The following is a 17630-nucleotide window of genomic DNA, read 5'->3' as shown; positions in this document are numbered from 1 at the left end:
GTCCTTGTTCTCCACTGAGACCCGTCCCTGGAAGACCGACCGCGACATTGCCGCCCCCAGCATTCCGTACGGACGGAGCCGCGGTCCATGATTCCCGTTGAGGTGCCGCACCCGTGCGAAATGACACGCCGTTGATCGGAACACCGGTCCGTCTCGTCTCTCACAGCGGGTTCTGCGCCGTGTACCTCCGCCGCGGGCTGCCGTCGACCCCGGCGCCAGGTGCATGCGGCATCGCGCAGTGGCATCACCGCCGTACTCGATGGGGCCGCCGGGATGTGTCCGGGCGGCAACGCTTCGTGCCCGCAGAATCCGGCCGCGGCTGATGATCTGTCGCATCGGGTGGTCAGAACGGCGTTCGAGCCGGTTGATGCCGCACTTGACCGGGTGCCGTTGCCGGTAGGGCGGGACTCAGAACGCCGGCGGCCGGCCACCGTTGCCGCCGGGCCGTTCGCGGCGGCCGATCTGGTCGCGGGATCGTCGCGCTGATACTGCGGCGACGCAGGCAGGCCCGGTTGGCGCGAGCGCATACCCGCGCCCGTCGGGTGCGAGGCCGTCCCGGCCTCGTCCGGGGCACCGCGATGTCCTTCTGACACCAGTTGGCGCGTCGGTCGCGAACCGCGTCGCGGGACGTGCGGTCGGCGTCTTCTCCGCATGTCCGAAGGTGTACCGGAGCGCCTGGATGGCGGCTTGACGATGCGGGTTCGGTGGTGCGCGTGTCGCCGAGCGGGTCGGTCCGGGAGTGGGCGTGGTGGTGGGCGATCGGGTCCGGGTGTTGCGTGCCGTGCGTTTCGAGCTGCGTCGTGAGGTGATGAGTGTTTTCTGCGCGTGTCCGATGGCGTGCGGGAGTGCGTGGATCGCGGCTTGTGGGGGCGGCTTGATGAGTGCGGGTTCGGTGGTACGCGTGTCGCCGAGCGGGCCGGCCATGGGGGATACGGCCCAGGCGCCGCATGCCGGACGTCGGCCTCGAACCCGCGTCCGAGCACGTCGCGGCATGTCTGCGGATGCAGGATCATCGCGCGGCGCAAGCTGATGACCGTTGATGACGTTCCGCTGCGGATCACGCGCTGGGACGTTCCCGCGGTGGGCTGACCACCGAGATCCACCCGGCGTGCGGGCAAGCCCGGCGGGTGCTGTCCATTGGTCATCGCCGGGCAGCACGGTGACTCGCCGCAGTTGTGGACCGGGTCCGGACGCGGAGGCGCGGATAGGGACCGGCTGCGGGCATGCGCCGGTGAGCGAGGCGCGGATGCGCTGATGTCCGCTGCGTTTGGGGGGCCTCTCTCAGTCTTGCGATTGACACGGTCGCCTCGTCGTGAGACATACTGTCTCGCATACGAGTCATTGTGTCTACTGAGCGGGAGTCGTCTCGTGGCCGTCCTTCTCCACCGGCTCGGTCGGTTCGCGTTTCGCCGTCGGCGGCTGGTCGTCGTGCTGTGGCTGGTCCTCCTGGGGGTGACCGGTGCCGGAGCCGCGACGCTGTCGGGGACGACCACCGACACCTTCTCGATCCCCGGCACGGAAGCGCAGCGGGCGATGGATCGGCTTGCCGAACGCTTCCCCGAGGCGGCCGCGGACGGTGCCACCGCCCGCATCGTGTTCGCCGCGCCCGGTGGGCGGACGCTGAACGGTCCTGCCGAGCGGGCCGTCATCGAGCGGGTGGTGCGCGATCTGCGGGGTGTCCCGCGGGTGGCGAGCGTCGCCGCGCACACGGTGAACCCCAGCGGCACCATCGCCTTCACCCAGGTCACCTACAAGGTCGCGGCCCCCGACCTCACCGGCGCCGATCGCCGGGCGCTGAAGCGGGCGGCGGAGCCCGCCCGAGCCGCCGGGCTGACGGTGGAGATGGGCGGTGAGGCGGCCGAAGAACCCGCGGAGCAGCGCTTGACCGAGGCGATCGGCCTGGTCGTGGCGGGGATCGTCCTGATCGTCACGTTCGGGTCGCTGGTCGCCGCCGGGCTGCCGCTGCTGACAGCGGTCCTCGGTATCGCCATCAGCGTGACCGGGGTGACGGCGGCCACCGGGTTCGTCGACCTCAACGCCTCCACCCCGACCCTCGCGGTCATGCTCGGGCTGGCGGTGGCCATTGACTACTCGCTGTTCATCGTGTCCCGCTACCGCCACGAACGCGCGTCCGGCCACGACGGCCCGGAGGCCGCCGGACGGGCGCTGGCCACCGCCGGATCGGCCGTCGTGTTCGCCGGGCTCACCGTCGTCATCGCGCTGGCCGCGCTGGCGGTGGTGGGCATCCCGGTCCTCACCCAGATGGGACTGGCCGCCGCGGCCGCCGTGGTGGTGGCCGTGCTCATCGCACTGACACTGATCCCGGCCCTGCTGGGCTTCGCCGGACGGCGGGTGCGGCCGAAGCGCCGTCCGGACACCGGCGGCATGGGGACGCGCTGGGCGGGCGGTGTCATCCGGCATCCGGTGCTCGCGCTGGTCGCCGGTGCGGCCGCTCTCCTCGTCGTCGCGGTGCCGGCGCTCGATCTGCGGCTCGGCCTGCCCGACGACGGGACCGCGCCCGCCGACACCACTCAGCGCAAGGCCTATGACCTGCTCGCCGAGGGGTTCGGGGAGGGCTTCAACGGCCCGCTGATCCTGGTGGTGGACGTCGCCGACAGCGGAGACCGGGCGGAGGCGGTGCGCCGGGTGTCCGCGGCCGTGGTCCGGCTCGGTCACACCGCCGCCGTCACCCCGCCCACCTTCAATCGGGCCGGAGACACCGCCCTGCTCACGGTCATCCCGGACGCCGGCCCGAGCAGCCGGGCGACCGAGGAGCTCGTCTCGCAGATCCGCGCGAAGGCGGTCCGACTCCGGGCCGCGACCGGTGCCGATATCGCCGTGACCGGTCGGACGGCACTCGACATCGACATGTCCGCCAAGCTCGCAGACGCGTTCGCGCCCTATCTCGGCATCGTCGTCGGCCTGGCGTTCCTGCTGCTCACGCTGGTCTTCCGGTCGATTCTGGTGCCGCTGACGGGCGCGCTGGGGTTCCTGCTCAGCATCGCGGCGACGTTCGGCGCGGTGGTCGCGGTGTTCCAGTGGGGATGGCTGGGGGACGCGTTCGGCGCCCACGGCCCGATCCTCAGCGCGATACCGATCTTCCTGGTCGGTGTCGTGTTCGGACTGGCCATGGACTACCAGGTGTTCCTCGTCAGCAGAGTCCGCGAAGGGCACGCGCACGGCGAGGACCCGTCCACGGCCGTCCGCACCGGCGTCGGGCACGGGGCGCGGGTCATCACGGCCGCCGCGGTCATCATGGTGGCCGTCTTCTCCGGCTTCATGCTCTCCCCGGATCCGCTGGTCAAGTCGATCGGTTTCGCCCTGGCCTCCGCGACCGTGTTCGACGCCTTCGTCGTCCGGATGACGGTCATGCCGGCCGTCCTGCACCTGCTCGGCCGCGCCGCCTGGTGGCTGCCTGCGTGGCTCGACCGGCTGCTGCCCGACATCGACGTCGAAGGCGCCCGGCTCACGGCCGCTCGCACGGTCGACCGGCGGCAACCGTACGACACCCCTGTTCGAGGCGCGTCCGCCGTGCGCGACCTCCGCACGTTCCGCTAACGCCTGGACGGAGTGGCATGAAAGAGATCTTGTCTGACACGCAGCATGACATGACCGGCAAGACCGTGGTGATCACCGGCGCCAGCTCCGGCATCGGCGCCGCCGCGGCCCGGCGGCTGGCCGCGCAGGGCGCGAACGTGGTTCCCGTCGGACGCTCACCCGAGCGCACCGCGGCGGTCGCCGCCGAAATCGGAGCCGAGCCGCTCGTCGCCGACTTCGCCGACCTGGCGCAGGTCCGGCGGCTCGCCGGGGAACTGCTGGACCGGTGCGAGCGGATCGACGTCCTGGCCAACAACGCCGGCGGGCTGGTCTCCCAGCGCCGGGACACCCGGGACGGCCACGAACTCACCTTCCAGGCCAATCATCTGGCGCCGTTCCTGCTCACGATGCTGCTCCTGCCGCGCCTTCGGGAAGGCGGCCGGACGGCCCCGGCCCGCGTCGTGATGACCTCCAGCCTGGGCAACCGGTTCGGGCGCCTCAGGCTCGACGACCTGGAGTGGCGGCGGCGCCGCTACGGCGGCGGATGGATCTGCTACTCCACCACCAAGCTGATGAACGTCATGTTCACCCGCGAACTGGTCCGCCGCTACCCGGATGTCACGGCCTACTCGTTCCACCCCGCCGCGGACATCCGCGGCCCGCGCGGGCCGGAGACGACCTATCCCCGGTTCGGCCAGGACTCCCGGTTGAGCCACCTGTTCGAAATGCCGCTGCTGGGCCGGTTCCGGCTCACCTCAGAGGACGGCGCGAAACCACTGGTCTGGCTCGCGTCCGTCCCCGAGGTACCGGCCCCGAACGGTACCTACTTCCATGGCTTCAAACCCGGCAGGACCAACCCTCAAGCCGGCGATCCCGTCCTGGCCGAACGGCTCTGGGACGTCTCCGCCGAGTTCGTCGAGGAGTTCGTCCGCGACGCCGACGTCGGTCGGTGACCCCGTCCACCCGCCGATACGCTATGCGCCGATGGCGAGGAACCCTGCAATGCGCGACCACGTCGCGGCCGGCCTGCTCGAGGTCGCCGCGAGGGTGCTCGCCGAGCGCGGCGACCAGGCCAGCATGATCGACATCGCCGCGGCCGCCGGTGTGGCGCGGGCGACGCTCTACCGCTACTTCCCCAACCGCGACGCACTGCTGCGGGCGCTGACGGATGCGGCGCTGGCCGAGCTCGCCGAGCGCATCGCTGATGCCCGGCTGGACGCCGTCCCCGTACCCGAGGCCGTCGCCAGGCTGACCCGCGCCATGGTCGGCGCCGCCGCCAAATACCGCGGTCTGGTGATCTTCAACAAGCCACCGGACATGGCGCGGGAGGCCGATCACGCCTTGACCGCACCCGTCGGCGAGCTGTTCGAACGCGGCGCCGCGGAGGGAACGTTCCGCCCGGAGCTGCCGACCAGGACGCTGATCGAGGTCTACACGGGCCTGCTGGAAGGCTCGGTCGTCCGCGTCCTCCGAGGCCGCCTCGGCGTCGAAGAGGCCAGTGCGGCCATCACGAAGATCTTCCTGGAGGGCGCCCTCGTCCGCCCGGAGACCTGAAGCATGCCCCCTCCGCCGCCTTTCCCCGGCCACGGGGCAGCAGATCGCACGCTTGCCTTGTAGCAGGGGGCGGCGGTGTTAGGGCGTGTCCGGTGGATCATGGTGGATGCGCCTGTCGAAGAGCGGCCCCATGGTTCACATCGATCGACCAGCCCGCAGCCACTTTGACGACCCTGCCTAGGGCGTGTCGTCAAAGTGTCATGGCCATATCGGCAGGGCGGTCGACGTGACGGCGCCTCGGAAGGACCTGGCGGTCCTGCAGTGGCACGGATGGCGGCCCCGTGTCACCGCCCGATGCGGTCGAAACCAGCGCTCGGCGACGCCGCGCCGCCGATGGATGCGCCTGTCGAAGAGCGGCCACATGGTCCGCATCGACCGACCAGCCCGCAGCCACTTTGACGACACTGCCTAGGGGGTGCGTTTCCAGAAGGGGCGCTTGGAGCGGGGCTTCTGGGCGGTGAAGTCGGTCAGGGCGGTGATGGTTCGGCTCCAGAGTCGTTGGAGGCCGGAGGCGTCGAGCGGGGTGCGGACGGCCTGCAGGTCGGTGAGCAATGCCGACAGGGCGCCGACGTCGGTGCCGGCGGCTGCGAGGCGCGGGACGGCTGTCTCCAAGAAGGTCAGCAGGTCGGCCAGGAGGGCCTGGTCGGCGTTGGGGGCCGAGGTCAGCCGCCGCAGGTAGTCCGCCAGCCGCTCGCGTGTCTCGTCGAGCTCGGGCGTGTTGGTGCGGGCGGCGCGTCGGCGCGGGACGGGGTTGGGAGCGGGCTTGGCGCGCCTCGATCGTGTCTTGGCGGGCAGGTAGGCGCTGCCCGGCGCTACGGGAGGAGGGCCGCCGTATGCGGCGGGTGGAGCGCCAGCGGGTGCGGCCGGCGGGGCGCCGGCGGGTGGGAGGGGGGCCCCGGCCGGCATCGCGGCGCCGTACGCGGCCATCGGGGCGGCGGGGGCGGACCAGCCTGCCGGGAGTTCGACCGGCTGGACCACCTGGTGGGGGGCTCCTCCTTCGGCCACGACTCGGCCGTCCACCGCGACGAACGCGGTGAAGCGGCACAGGACGCCGAAGCGGAGGGAGGTGTCCACGATCTGGCGTTCGATGTCGGCGGTGCCGGAGACGAGGTAGCGGTCTTCGAGGTCCCGCAGGTGGGCGCGGGCCCAGAGGGAGGCGACGGCGCTGTCCGTTGAGACGGCGCCGGTGGAACGCTGCTGCCACGCCGCGCCCTCGGGCGTCACGCCGTGCACGGTCAGGCTGCCTCGGGGCGGGCCCTGGAACCGGCCCGAGATCACCAGCGGTACGCCCGGGTACAGGGCGCCGAGACGGCTCGGGGTCACGGTGTCGGGGATGACGCTCAGGCCGTCGGGGACCAGACGCAGATCCGTCACCAGCGGGGCGCCGACGCGGTGGTGGATGTGCTCCATCGCCTCGTCCAGCCGGCGCTCCGACTCGACCAGCTCGCAATGCCCCTGGCCGGCGTGCGCGAGCCGTTGCAGGAAGCCCGCGTTGACGGCCTGGTCGATGCCGACGGTGTGCACCCGGATGCCGCGCAGCCGGGGCCCCAGGTGGGCGAGGATCTGGTCCTCGTTGGCGATCTGGCCGTCGGTGATCAGAATCAGCACCCGGTCGGATTCGGAGTCGCGCAGCAGGTCGCACGCGTTCGTGAGCGGGCCGATCACCTCGGTGCCGCCGCGTGCCTCGAGCCCGGCGAGGAACTCGACCGCCCGGAACCGGTTGCGGTCGGTGCCCGGCAGCAGACCTGGGCCCAGATTCGGGGGATGTTCCACCACGTTGTCGAACGCCAGCACGGCGAAGTTGTCGGCGCTGCGGAGGGTGTCGACGATCCGGGCGGCCGCGCGCCTGGCCGCGACCATCTTCCAGCCGTGCATGCTGCCGGATCGGTCCAGGACGAGCACGACGTCGCGCGGCCGGGGGCGGTGCCGTCCGGTCGACAGGACGGTCAGCGTGAACGTCCCCTCGTCGGAGTCGTCGTCCGGGACCAGCGTCAGCGAGGCGGTCTCCTGCGGCGTGTAGGACAGGCGCAGGAGGAAGTCGCGGTCGAGCCGTTCGCCGGGACGGAGCCGGATGGCGGTGCGCCCGCCTTCGCTCTCCTCGGCGACCACGTGCAGGGCGGACCGGATCTCGGTGAGCGGCAGGCCGGCCGGATCCACGTCCACGCTGATCGACAGGCGTACCGGGTTGGGGAAGCCGGGAAGCAGCACCGGAGGGCTGATCCGGGACGCGTCGGGGACCGCGTCGGTGTCGGATGCCACACCGTCCCCGGCCGGGGGCTCGTCCAGCGGCGTGCCGGGGATGTAGCGGGGGGCGACGACGAGCGGGAAGCGGAAGGTCGCCTGGTCGTCCTCGTAGGGGAGCGGCTGGTTCAAGGTCAGCCGGATGGTGACGTGCTCGCCGGGCAGGATGTTGCCCACCCGCATGGTGAACACGTCGGGGCGGTCCTCCTCGGCGATGGCGGCCCGCCGGCCCGCGGCGATGGCGGCGTCGTAGTCGCGGCGCGCCTGCTCCCGCTCCTTGAGCACTCCTTCGACGACCCGGTCGGCGGCCTCCATACGCAGCGCGGTGACCGCGGCGCGGTCCGGCAGCGGGAAGATGTAGGTGGCCTCCAGCGGCACGTCGAACGGGTTGCGGAACCCCTGCGTCAGCTCGATCCCCGCGGCCAGTCCGGTGATCGACGCCTTGATGTCGACGGAGTCGAGCGGCAGGTTCCCCCGGTCGGTGGCCAGCGCGCCGAGCCCGCCCTCGGGATCCGGTGGCGTCGCGGAGTCGGGCAGGGGACTGATATGCACGGTCACTGTGGCCTCCCGGAGGGGTCGGTATGCGTGTCCAAGGGGGCGAGCAGCCCGCGGCGCCGCAGCTCGTCGAGCAGTGGACGGGCGGCGTCCGCGATCGCGGCGAGATCGTCCCGGCTGAGCGTCGGCGCGTCGAGCAACACGGTGAGGCCGGGGGCCAGGCGCACGCCCTGGACGAGTGAGGCGTGTTCGTGCCCGCCTGGGCTTGGGGAAGTGTCGCTCAAGGGTGATGCGTTCCCGCTCGGCTCCGATGCGGCCGCGGCGGGGCGGTCTTGGGGGGAGCCGTGCCCTGCCGGGACGAGGGTGGGCACATCGAGGGATGAGGCGGCGGGCTGTGATGCGCCCGATGCTCCGGCAGGCGCGGCGCGCCTCCGCGGCCGGGTGATGTTGGGGTGGGGTGGCGCGCCTGTGCCTGGAGGCGCGTCGTCGCGGTCGTCGCCGGTTGCCGCGGATGTGGCGACGTGGGTGCGGCGGCCGGTCGCGGCGGCGGGCGGCGGGCTCGGTGGGGAGGGCTGGGTGCCCGCCTCCGGGGTGTGGCGGATGTCGGCTCTCCAGGACACGTCCGCGGGGGTTCCGGGGGCGGCCGGGCGGGTGGCCCAGAAGCGGCTTCGCGGGTGCGCCGCCTCCGCCGTCTCGCTGCCGGTCGGGGCGTCGGGGAGTTGGGCGATCTCGCGCAGGGTGTCGTCGGTGGCGCCCGCCAGTTCGAGCTGGATCTCGGCGATGGTGCGGCCGGCGGCCTGACGCCGCTTGACGGCCACGATCTGCAGCAGGTGCCGCGGGCCGTACAGGGCGGTGCGGCCGCGGCGTCCGAGTGGTGGATCGACGAGCCCGATCGTGGTGTACCAGCGGATCAGCCGTTCGTTGGGCAGGTCGCGCACCCGGCCGCTGACCTGCAGCGGATCGCCCGCCGACAGTGCGGCGACGGCCCGCTCGGCCAGTTCGCTGATCGTCCAGGTGCCTGCCATGAACCGATGGTGACACTGTCATCATGACACTGTCAATGTCGGATCGGTGTGGATCATGGGCGGGTTGGGGCGCGGGCGCTTGCGAAGCGTGCGTGGCTCGCTGCTGCTCGGAATTGTTGTCATGTGACGGAATACGCCGGTTTTGATTCCGTGTCTGCTGTGTTGTTCGTCAGGACTCTGCGGGGCGGTTCATGTAATTTGCAGTTGATTGTTGATGTGGGGGAGTGAGTCTCCGTGTTGTCATTGCTTTGCGTGTTTAAGGTGTTGCGTCCTGTTGCACCTGGCAGGTGGTAGTGGTTGGGGCGAACGTGATCGAAGCTGACATTGCGCCCTAGTAATGGCTTGATGGTGGAAATCGGCTGCGGTTTGAGATCCAGGTATTCCGATCTTGTGGAATCGGGGGTGGAGGGGGTGCGTAACACTTACCTTGCAGGGTATGGACGACCGTCTATTGGTCGAGGCCCTGCGTGAACGGGACCCGGCCGCACCGGCGGCGGTGTACGACGCCTACGCCGGACGCCTCTACGAATACTGCTGGTCCCGCCTGCGCGACCGGGACGCCGCGCAGGCGGCGTTGCGGGACTCGTTCATCGTGGCCGAGGCGCACATCGGGCGGCTGCGCGACGCCGATCGGTTCCGCGGCTGGCTCTACGCCATCGCCCGGTTGGAGTGCGCGCGCCGTTTGCCCGGCCGCGACCAGCCGCCCGACCTGCCCGTCGCCAGCCACGACCAGGACGACGTCGACCAGCGTGTGATGGCGTGGCAGGCCGTCCAGGCGCTGGAGCCGCTCAGCCGGGAGTTGCTCGACCTGCGGGTACGGCACCAATTGCCGGTGCCCGACCTGGCGGCGGTGGTCGGGCTCCCCGCAAAGGAGGCGGAGAGCCGTCTCCAACGCGCACACGCCGAGTTGGAGGCGGCTGTGACCGCCGAAATCCTCGCCCACAAGGGCCCGTATGGCTGCGCAGAGCGCGGGGCGTTGCTGCGGCAGCGACGTGGACCCTTCACGGGGGATCTCAACGAGCGGCTCCTGCGGCACGCCCGCGAGTGCGACGCGTGTCAGGCCCTCGGGCCCCGCACGGTGTCGGCGGTGAAGGTGTTCGGGCTGCTGCCAAGAATCCACCCGCCCGCGTCCCTACGGGCACGGGTGACGGCCTGCTTCCACGACCCCGAGCTGGTGGGCTACCGGTTGTTCGTCGCGACGCGCGTGGGTGCGTTCGGCCCGGCGGGCTTTCCCAAGCAGTCGCGCCATTTCGCCTCTTCGCCCCGAAGGGCGCTTCCGCACGTGGGGCGACGTCCGGCGGCGGGGCGCGCGGTGGCGGCCGTGGCGGTGGTCGCGGTGCTGCTGGGAGGCGGTGGGCTCGCTTTCCACCGGCTGACCGCAGCAGAGGACGGTACGGGGACGGCGGCGTCCGAGGGCTCTCCGCGTCCGTCGGTGCCGTCCGCATCGCCGTCGCCTACGCGCAGCGGGCGGTCGCCGAGGGCGGACGTCGGGAGCGCACCCGTGTCGGCGACCTTCCCGCTTGGTGCACGTGTCTCCTCCGCCCCGCCCACCGCATTGTTGGACATGCCGGGGGTGCGCCTCGTGGACTACGAGGACCCCCGTAGCCGACCCGCCGGCCTGACGGTGGCGCCTCTCTACCTCGACCTGGCAGGGGCTACACGCGGCACACTGCATCTAACCGCCGAGGGCGGTTCGGTGAACTGGCGTGCGAAGCCGTGGGGCCCCATACGGCTCGGCCGGACCTCCGGACGCATCGCGGCAGGCCGCACCGTCACGCTCGACGTGGTCGTCACCAGGCCCGGCGGCTCCGCAGGGGAGGGCGGCGTCGTCTTCGCACCCGGCGGAGTGGGGGTGCGCGTCACGTGGCGCCGGCCCGCCCCGCCCGATCCGACGGCTCGCCCGAGGCCCGGCGGCGCCGAGCCCACGATGTCGACGCCGCAGCCGCCTCCTTCCGCGCCGCCCCCTGCGGATCGGACTCCGCCGGACCCGCCGCCCTCGGAGACGAGCACACCGCCCTCCCCCTCGTCCCGTGAGCCCGACTCGCCGCCGCCACCCGAAGGAACACCGCTACCGCAGGGCTCCGGCACCTGAGAGACCGGCCAGTGCTGCGCGCGTTCGGCCGGAATTCGTGCCCGGCGGTGCGACGCGGGGCGAAAGGTCACAGCGTGTGCGCAGTGATCGCTTAGGGTAGTGATCTCTGTGGTCTGAGTGACCGACCCGCACCTTCGGGGTCGTGGGGAACGTCCTCGCGTCGATGATCACGGTGGGGGGGGACCGTGTTTCTGCGAACGCGCACAGGGCGGCGGCTGTCAGCGCGCCGGTGGAGTGCGGCCATGCGCCTGATGTCCTTGGGCGGCATCACCGTCCTCGCGGTGACGGGCCTACCGCCCGTTCCCGGGGGCGAGGTCGCTGCGGGGGCGGCCGTGGCCACGCCAGGGTCGGCGATGGCCGATCCGGTGCCGGACGCCCGCGACGTGGACCGGGCCAGGCGTCGTGCGGAAGAACGCGCCGACGAGGTGGCCCGGGCCAAGGTGCGGTATGCGCAGGCCACGGGAGAACTCGACCGGCTCGCCGCCGCAGCCGCGCTCGCCGTGGAGCGCTACAACGGAGAGCAGGTCAAACTGGCCAGGGCGGTCGCGGCATACCGGGACGCCCTGGCGCGCCTGGACGAGGCCGAACGCAGGCACGCGCAGGCCCGTTCGGAGCTGGCCGCGTTCGCCGCCAAGGCGTACCAGGCCAACACCGGGTACAACGCCTGGCCGTCGGTCGTCGCCGGGGGCGGCGGGCCGCAGGGCTTCATGGACCGCGCCGGCCTCCTGGAAGTGCTCGCGCGCCGCCGTACAGGGCTCCTCCAGGCGTTGGAGGCCGCCCGCAACGTCGCCGGAGTGTTCCGCGCCCAGGCCCGGTCGGCGCTGGCCGAGCAGAATGCGGCGACCCAGCGGGCGATGCAGGCCCGCCACACCGCCGAACAGGCCGTGCAGCGGCAGCAGGAGGCCGTCCGGGAGCTCGGCGCGGAGAAACGGCGTCTGGAACGCGAACTCGGCATCGCCCGGGAACGCGCAGACGAACTGGCTCGCCGCCGTCGCCAGGCGCTGGCTGATACCGACGCCACGGGAGCCCGTCTACACGGGAGCCGCGCACGGGCGTCGGTCGTGGTCCGGGCCGCGCTCCGCTGGCTGGGCACGCCGTACTCGTGGGGCGGCGGCACCGTCCACGGGCCCAGCTACGGCATCGCGCACGGCTCCCGTATCCACGGATTCGACTGCTCGGGGCTGGCGATGTACGCCTGGGCCAAAGCGGGCGTGCAGCTCGACCACTGGACCGGCACGCAGTGGACCTCGGGGCCGCACATCCCCCTGAACCGGTTGCGCCCCGGCGACCTGGTGTTCTACGCGTACGACACCGCCGACCCCGACACCATCCACCACGTCGGGGTGTACATCGGCAAGGGCCGCATGGTGGAGGCCCCCTATACGGGGGGCAGGGTGCGCATCTCCAGCATCTGGCGTCCAGGGCTCATCGGCGCCACCCGTCCAGGCGGATGAGGCAGGCGCCCGCGACCCCCGGCGACGGCGGCGGGGGCGGGGCGACGGCGTGGTCGCGGCCGGAAGGCGGCGGGAGCGGATCGGCGCCACCCGGCCTGCCCCGCCCAGCCGGCAACGACTCGGGTCAGCGACCGGGCGCGGCGGTCAGTGGCCGCCCTTGTGGCCGCCCTTGTGGTCGCCCAGGGCGGCGGCGCGCTTGAGGGAGCGTTCGATCTCGGCCTCGGCCTCGACGCGGCCCACCCAGCTGGCGCCCTCGACGGACTTGCCGGGCTCCAGGTCCTTGTAGACCTCGAAGAAGTGCTGGATCTCCAGGCGGTCGAACTCCGGCACGTGGTGGATGTCGCGCAGGTGCTCCATGCGCGGGTCGGTGGCCGGGACGCACAGGACCTTGTCGTCGCCCCCCGCCTCGTCCGTCATGCGGAACATTCCGACGGCGCGGCAGCGGATCAGGCAGCCGGGGAACGTCGGCTCCTGCAGCAGCACCAGGGCGTCCAGCGGGTCGCCGTCCTCGCCCAGGGTGTCCTCGATGAACCCGTAGTCGGCCGGATACTGCGTCGAGGTGAACAGCATCCGGTCCAGGCGGATGCGACCGGTCTCGTGGTCCACCTCGTACTTGTTCCGCTGACCCTTCGGGATCTCAATGGTGACGTCGAAATCCACGATGTCCTCCGCTCCCTGCGCCGTCGCAGTCAATAGTCTTTCGGGAGCCCGGGCGGGCGAGGGCGGCCCGCACGGGATGGTGTTCCCTTATACAAGGATGTCGCACGTTGGTGGGTGCTGAGGGGGAGAGGGGGCGGTCACGTGCCCAAACGCACGCGCGCCCTGGTCATGGTCACACTTTCCCTCCTACACGTCTCGACGGCGGGCGCGGGCATGGCAGTGGCCAAACTCACACCCGACCGGCGCTTGTCCGCCCAGCCACCTGGTGTTGCCGAACGCGAACCGGTGCGCACGTCCGCCACCGCCCGTCCGGCCGGGGCCGCCGTCGGCGTGGCGGACGCCTCCGTGCTGGGACGGCGGCTCGCCGGGCTGCTCGACGGCTCGCCGACGCCCACCAACGCGGCCGTGATCGACGCCCGTACCGGCCGGCAGCTGTTCGCCCGGAACGGCGACCGACCCGCCACGCCCGCGTCCACCACCAAACTGGCCACGTCCGTCGCGGCGCTGGCCGCGCTCGGGCCTGAGCACCGCATCGCCACCAAGGTCGTACGAGGCGGCGGCGGGGTCGTGCTGGTCGGCGGCGGGGATCCTACATTGACCGCGCTTCCCGCGCCCGCCGGGCGGGGGCGCCCGGCATTCGCGTCGCTGGCCGATCTCGCACGGCAGACGGCCACGGCCCTCAAGGCGTCCGGCACGCGCCGTGTGCGCGTGGACTACGACGCGACCGCCTACCAGGGCCCGCGCACCGCCGCGGGATGGAAGCCCAACTACCTGCCGGACGGCGAGATCGCCCCCGTGAGCGCACTCACCGTGGACGCGGGCAGGGCCGCCCCCGGCACGCACAGCAAGACCCGTGTGGGCGACCCGCCCGCCGCAGCCGCCGCCGCGTTCGCCCGGATGCTCACCCGTTACGGCGTCGCCGCCACCCGGGGGCGCCCCGCCAGGGCGCCCGAGGGCGCCGACCAGCTCGGCGCCGTGCAGTCCCCGCCGTTGTCGGCGCTGGTGGAGCATCTGATGACCGAGAGCGACAACGACGTCGCCGAGGCGGTGGCCCGTCAGGTGGCGATGAACAGGGGCTATCCCCCCTCCTTCGCCGGGGGCGCCCAGGCCGTCGTGGAGGTTCTCGGCGAACTCGGCGTCTCCGCCGGGGTGAAGGTCAACGACGGCAGCGGACTGTCCATCGACAACCGGATCACGCCGATCGCGCTGGCGCGGCTGGTCGCCCTCGCCGCATCGGACGACCATCCTCAGCTGCGTGCGGCGATCACCGGCATGCCGGTGGCGGGCTTCTCCGGCACCCTGGCCCCGCCCCGCTACATGACGCCCTCCAGCGCGGCGGGCGCGGGCCTGGTCAGGGCCAAGACGGGGACTCTCGCGGGCGTCAGCACCCTGGCCGGATACGCCTACGACGCCGACGGTCGCCTGCTGGCGTTCGCGTTCATGGCGGGGGACGGGACGGGCTCGGTCGATCCCTCCCGTCTGGACGCCCTCGCCGCCGTCGTCGCCTCATGCGCCTGCACCTGAGCCGTGTCCGGGGTCGCGCCCGCGCGCTTGGGGCCGTCACCGGCGCACGGCCGCCCGCGTATGCCCGCCCTTGGAGGCGATCGGGGGTGGAGTACGTGGTTCTTCGAGGGTATGGATGTGGTCGTACGGGAGATAACGGAATCGGTTGTTCGTTGAACGATCTGCAGGGGCGCTCAGGCGCCGGGGTCGAAACGTACGGTGGAGTACATGAGCGCCTCAATGATCGATTGGAACGTCGCGGTGCAGACCGGCACGCGGCTCGTCCGGCCGGGGCCGCAGGTCGGGCAGGCCGAGGCGCGCGAGGTGGTGGCGGAGCTGCGCGAGCTGTCCCGCGTCGCGCACGGGCACGTCGGCGAGTTCACCGGCATGCGGGCGGAGGCCGCGCCCGCCCCGGCGACGATCGTGGACAGGCCCGGCTGGATCCGGGCGAACGTGGACGGCTTCCGGGTCGTGCTCGAACCCCTCATGGAGCAGATGGCCGAGCGCCGCGGGACGGGGCTGCTCGGCAGCGGGAGCGCGGGCGTCGTGGTGCAGGCCGTGGGCTCCCGCGTGACCGGCATGCAGGTGGGCGCGATCCTCGCGTACATGGCGAGCCGGGTGTTGGGCCAGTACGAGCTGTTCCTGCCTCCGGACCCGTCCGGCCGCGCGCCCACCGGGAGGCTCACCCTCGTCGCCCCCAACATCGTCCAGGTGGAGCAGGAGCTCGGCGTGGACGCGCGGGACTTCCGCCTGTGGGTGTGCCTGCACGAGGAGACGCACCGCGCCCAGTTCACCGGGGTCTCGTGGCTGCGCGAGTACGTCCAGGACCAGATGACCAAGTTCCTGCTCGCCTCCGACCTCGACCCCGGGGCGCTGCTGGACCGGCTGAGGGACGCGGTCGACGCGATCGCCGACGCCGTGCGCGGCGGTGACTCCAGCCTGATCGACGCGATCCAGAGCCCCGAGCAGCGGGAGATCCTCGACCGGCTCACCGCCGTGATGACGCTGGTCGAGGGGCACGGAGACTACGTCATGGACGCGGTCGGCCCCGAGGTGGTGCCGTCCGTGCAGCAGATCCGCGCCAAGTTCCAGCGGCGCCGCGAGGGCGGCACCCGCATGGACAAGACCATCCGGCGGCTGCTCGGCATCGACCTGAAGATGCGGCAGTACGCCGAAGGGTCGAGGTTCGTCCACCGGGTGGTGGCCGAGGTCGGCATGGACGGCTTCAACCGGGTGTGGGAATCGGCCGAGACGCTGCCCACCCACGAGGAGATCAAGGAGCCGGCACTGTGGATGGACCGGGTGCTGGGCCCCCGAGCCATCGAGGCGACGACTCCCGATGCGCAGACCCCCGAGGCCGACGGGGCGTGAGCGCGGCCGTCTCGTGCGGCCCCGGGCGCGCCACCCGCGGGCGGTAGGGGCGATGGGGCCTGACCCGGCCGTTGCGGCGGTCCGTGTGGCGGTGCGGCGCGCCCTCGACGCGCTGCCGCCCCACCGCATGGTGCTCGTCGCATGCAGCGGCGGCGCCGACTCGCTCGCGCTGGCGGCGGCGCTGGCGTTCGAGGCCCCCCGGGCGGGACGTCCGGCGGGGGGCGTCACGATCGACCACGGCCTGCAGGAGGGCTCGGCCGCGCGCGCGGAGAAGGTCGTCAGGGCGATGGCGGACCTCGGGCTCGACCCGGCGGGGGCGGTCGCCGTCACGGTGGGGAACCGAGGGGGGCCGGAGAACGCCGCCCGGGACGCCCGCTACTCCGCCCTCGACGAGACCGCCGCCGATCTGGCGGCGGCCGCCGTGCTGTTGGGGCACACCAGGGACGATCAGGCAGAGACCGTCCTCATGGGGCTCGCCCGAGGCTCGGGAGCCCGTTCGCTCGCGGGCATGCCCGCCTCGTTCGTCCGCACCCGTGAGGCGCAGGAGATCCGCTATGTGCGGCCGCTTCTGGACATCGACAGGGCCACCACGCGACGGGCGTGCCTGGCCATGGGCCTGGAGCCTTGGGACGACCCTCACAACGACGATCCCGCCTACACGCGTGTGCGCGTGCGCCACGAGGCGTTGCCCGTCCTGGAGAAGGCGCTCGGCCCCGGAATCACCGAGGCGCTGGCCCGTACCGCGCGCATGCTGCGCGACGACGCCGACGCCCTGGACGGCATCGCCGACCGCGCTTACGCCGAGTGCGAAACCGCCGCGCCGGAGCCGTATTCCGTGGCGTTGACCCTGGACGTTCTGGCGGGGCTCGCCAAGGCCGTGCGCACACGGGTGCTGAGGAAGGCGGCGATAGCCGCGGGCAGTCCACCCGGTACGCTCGCGGCCGTCCACGTGGAACACGTGGACCGGCTGGTCACCGCCTGGCATGGACAGCGGCACGTCGATCTGCCCGGGGGCGTGCGTGCGTACCGGCGAGAGGGAAGGCTGCTGTTCGGCCCGGGCCGGCCCGAGTGACTATGCGTTTCCCGGAGGGTGGGTAGTGGACGAGAAGGACCTGGGCGCCGACCTGGCGAAGGTGCTCATTCCCGAGGACCAGCTCCAGGCCAAGGTGCGCGAGCTGGCGGCGCAGGTGGACGCCGACTACGCCGGCAAGGACCTGCTGCTGGTCGGTGTGCTCAAGGGCGCCGTGATGATCATGGCGGACCTTGCCCGGGCGCTGCACACACCTGTCTCCATGGACTGGATGGCGGTGTCCTCGTACGGCTCGGGCACCAAATCGTCCGGCGTCGTGCGTATCCTGAAGGACCTGGACGCGGACATCATGAACCGGCACGTCCTGATCGTCGAGGACATCATCGACTCGGGCCTGACGCTGTCCTGGCTGGTCAGCAATCTGCGTTCGCGCGGCCCGGCCTCGCTGGAGATCTGCGCGCTGCTGCGCAAGCCGGAAGCGGTCAAGACCGAGGTGGACGTCCGCTACATCGGCTTCGACATTCCCAACGAGTTCGTCGTCGGGTATGGCCTGGACTATGCAGAGAAGTATCGGAACCTTCCCTTCGTGGGGACGCTGGCGCCCCACGTTTACGGAGGTGAGAGCGCCTGAAGGAGGCCGGCGCCGGCGTCGGTGAGGCGCCCGCGCG

Annotated in this window: 12 protein-coding genes; 9 read left to right on the top strand and 3 right to left on the bottom strand. The window is 72.1% G+C overall.

Features of this window, described 5'->3' with window-relative positions:
• Positions 1–1368: 1368 nt before the first annotated feature.
• From ABD879_RS05690 to ABD879_RS05680, 3 genes are read left to right on the top strand one after another with little or no spacing between them, the layout of a single operon-like run.
• A complete protein-coding gene (locus ABD879_RS05690) occupies positions 1369–3558 on the top strand; it encodes an MMPL family transporter (RefSeq protein ID WP_345018110.1) in 2190 nt (729 codons plus the stop codon).
• Between the two features lie 50 nt (positions 3559–3608).
• The gene (locus ABD879_RS05685; RefSeq protein ID WP_345018108.1) at positions 3609–4490 is read left to right on the top strand and encodes an SDR family NAD(P)-dependent oxidoreductase; all 882 of its coding nucleotides are present in this window, start codon (positions 3609–3611) and stop codon (positions 4488–4490) included.
• Positions 4491–4539: 49 nt separating this feature from the next.
• Positions 4540–5091 carry a TetR/AcrR family transcriptional regulator gene (locus ABD879_RS05680; RefSeq protein WP_345018107.1) on the top strand — a complete coding sequence of 184 codons (552 nt, stop codon included), beginning with the start codon at positions 4540–4542 and terminating at the stop codon, positions 5089–5091.
• Between the two features lie 408 nt (positions 5092–5499).
• Here ABD879_RS05680 and ABD879_RS05675 read toward each other — a convergent pair whose 3' ends face one another.
• A complete protein-coding gene (locus tag ABD879_RS05675; protein WP_345018106.1) occupies positions 5500–7890 on the bottom strand; it encodes a VIT domain-containing protein in 2391 nt (796 codons plus the stop codon).
• On the bottom strand, positions 7887–8852 hold the full coding sequence (locus ABD879_RS05670; RefSeq protein WP_345018105.1) for a MerR family transcriptional regulator: 966 nt from the start codon (positions 8850–8852) through the stop codon (positions 7887–7889). Before ABD879_RS05670 ends, ABD879_RS05675 begins: the two co-directional genes overlap by 4 nt.
• Positions 8853–9288: 436 nt before the next feature.
• Between ABD879_RS05670 and ABD879_RS05665 the strand changes: the two genes are divergently transcribed.
• On the top strand, positions 9289–10944 hold the full coding sequence (locus ABD879_RS05665) for an RNA polymerase sigma factor (RefSeq protein WP_345018104.1): 1656 nt from the start codon (positions 9289–9291) through the stop codon (positions 10942–10944).
• A 353-nt stretch (positions 10945–11297) separates the two neighbouring features.
• The gene (locus ABD879_RS05660) at positions 11298–12398 is read left to right on the top strand and encodes a C40 family peptidase (RefSeq protein ID WP_345018102.1); all 1101 of its coding nucleotides are present in this window, start codon (positions 11298–11300) and stop codon (positions 12396–12398) included.
• A 144-nt stretch (positions 12399–12542) separates the two neighbouring features.
• Here ABD879_RS05660 and ABD879_RS05655 read toward each other — a convergent pair whose 3' ends face one another.
• Positions 12543–13058: an inorganic diphosphatase gene (locus ABD879_RS05655; RefSeq protein ID WP_345018100.1), complete on the bottom strand. Its 516-nt coding sequence runs from the start codon at positions 13056–13058 to the stop codon at positions 12543–12545.
• A gap of 285 nt (positions 13059–13343) precedes the next feature.
• On the opposite strand from ABD879_RS05655, the gene dacB reads away from it, so the two are divergent.
• The 4 genes from dacB to hpt all read left to right on the top strand — a co-directional run bounded on the left by dacB (position 13344) and on the right by hpt (position 17593).
• Positions 13344–14582 carry a D-alanyl-D-alanine carboxypeptidase/D-alanyl-D-alanine endopeptidase gene (gene dacB / locus ABD879_RS05650; protein WP_345018098.1) on the top strand — a complete coding sequence of 413 codons (1239 nt, stop codon included), beginning with the start codon at positions 13344–13346 and terminating at the stop codon, positions 14580–14582.
• Between the two features lie 207 nt (positions 14583–14789).
• Complete coding sequence (locus ABD879_RS05645) at positions 14790–15932, top strand: zinc-dependent metalloprotease (RefSeq protein ID WP_345018097.1); 1143 nt, start codon at positions 14790–14792, stop codon at positions 15930–15932.
• A gap of 52 nt (positions 15933–15984) precedes the next feature.
• Positions 15985–17004, top strand: coding sequence for a tRNA lysidine(34) synthetase TilS (tilS, locus tag ABD879_RS05640; RefSeq protein WP_345018096.1), 1020 nt, complete (start codon positions 15985–15987; stop codon positions 17002–17004).
• Between the two features lie 25 nt (positions 17005–17029).
• Positions 17030–17593 carry a hypoxanthine phosphoribosyltransferase gene (hpt, locus tag ABD879_RS05635; RefSeq protein ID WP_345018094.1) on the top strand — a complete coding sequence of 188 codons (564 nt, stop codon included), beginning with the start codon at positions 17030–17032 and terminating at the stop codon, positions 17591–17593.
• Positions 17594–17630 lie beyond the last annotated feature (37 nt).

Source organism: Actinomadura keratinilytica (assembly GCF_039539665.1).
Taxonomy (GTDB): domain Bacteria; phylum Actinomycetota; class Actinomycetes; order Streptosporangiales; family Streptosporangiaceae; genus Spirillospora; species Spirillospora keratinilytica.
The sequence above is the reverse complement of the archived record's forward strand: the minus strand, read 5'-3'. Positions and strand labels throughout refer to the sequence as shown.